The sequence below is a fragment of the Nonomuraea ferruginea genome (assembly GCF_039540635.1).
In the GTDB taxonomy this organism is placed as follows: Bacteria; Actinomycetota; Actinomycetes; order Streptosporangiales; family Streptosporangiaceae; genus Nonomuraea; species Nonomuraea ferruginea.
Genome location: NZ_BAABFD010000053.1, coordinates 1 through 1,450, shown reverse-complemented (window position 1 = coordinate 1,450; position 1,450 = coordinate 1). Strand labels below are relative to the sequence as shown.

General features: G+C 66.6%; 1 protein-coding gene. It reads right to left on the bottom strand.

The features are described from left to right. Nucleotides 1-58 precede the first annotated feature (58 nt). Entirely contained in the window at nt 59-1,303 is a 1,245-nt protein-coding gene (locus tag ABD999_RS43715) for an IS256 family transposase (RefSeq protein ID WP_271280555.1), read from the bottom strand. Between the last annotated feature and the right edge of the window lie 147 nt (nt 1,304-1,450).

The following is a 1,450-nucleotide window of genomic DNA, read 5'->3' as shown; positions in this document are numbered from 1 at the left end:
GGGCCGCGTCCAAGATCGTGGTGTATGAGAATGAGGCCACTCTGCGATCTGGTGCTATTTAAGCAGCAATACCATTCATTGTCACACTTGCATCATCTATGTCTTCTTCATCCTTTTTCTCGGTGGCTTTGCGGCACTCGGCCAGCACCTCCAGCCCGAGATAACGCCGCCCCTCGGTCCACTCGTCGTGTTGCTCGGCCAGCACCGCCCCGACCAGACGGACGATCGCGTCCCGGTTGGGGAAGATGCCCACCACGTCGGTCCGCCGCCTGATCTCCTTGTTCAGCCGCTCCTGCGGGTTGTTCGACCAGATCTGCCGCCACACGGTCTTGGGGAAGACGGCGAAGGCCAGGATGTCATCGCGGGCCTCGTCCAGATGCGCCGCCGCCTTGGGATACTTGGCCTCCAGCGCCTGAACGACCTGGCGGTGCTGGGCGTAGACCGAGGCGGCGTCAGGCTGCTCGAAGACGGTGCGCAGCATCGTCGCCACCCACGGCTGAGCGGCCTTCGGAACCACCGAGCTCAGATTCCGGGCATAGTGCGACCGGCACCTCTGCCACGACGCGCCCGGCAAGGTGGAGGCGATCGCGTCGCGCAGCCCGGCGTGACAGTCGGAGATCACCAGCGAGACGCCGGACAGGCCGCGGGCGACCAGGCCGCGCAGGAACGCCAGCCAGCCCGCCCCATCTTCGCTGGAGACGACGTCGATGCCGAGGATCTCGCGGTGCCCGTCGGCATTCACCCCGGTCGCGACCAGGGCGTGCACATTCACCGTCCGCCCGCCCTCACGCACCTTCTGCGTCAACGCGTCGATCCAGACGAAGGTGTACGGGCCGGCGTCCAGCGGCCGGTTGCGGAAGTCGGCCACCATCTCATCCAGCTCCCGCGCCATCACCGACACCTGCGACTTCGACAGCCGGGTCACACCAAGCTGCTCGGCCAGCTTCTCCACCCGCCGCGTCGACACCCCGAGCAGGTAGGAGGTGGCCACCACCGAGGCCAGCGCCCGCTCGGCCCGCCGCTGCCGCTCCAGCAGCCACTCCGGGTAGTACGACCCCGTCCGCAACCTCGGGATGGCCAGCTCGACGGTCCCGGCCCGGGTGTCCCACTCGCGCCGCCGGTAGCCGTTACGCGAGTTGACGCGGGCCTGGGACACCTCGCCGTAGCCGGCGCCGCAGCGCTGCTCGACCTCGGCGTCCATCATCATCTGCGCCATCCGCACGACCATCTCCCGCAGCACGTCGGGTGAGGCCTGGGCCAGGGTCTCGTCGAACCACTCACCCTCAGCAGGCAGAATGTCCATAGCGGCCACTTCTCGTTCTCCTTCTTATGCCTTCGACAGCTGTGAAGGATCGCGGAGTGGCCGCCCTCATGTCACATCGATCTTCCCTCACGGGCATCAAGGTGACGATCAAGGTCAAACCCGTACACCACTCCCGTGGACGCTAAC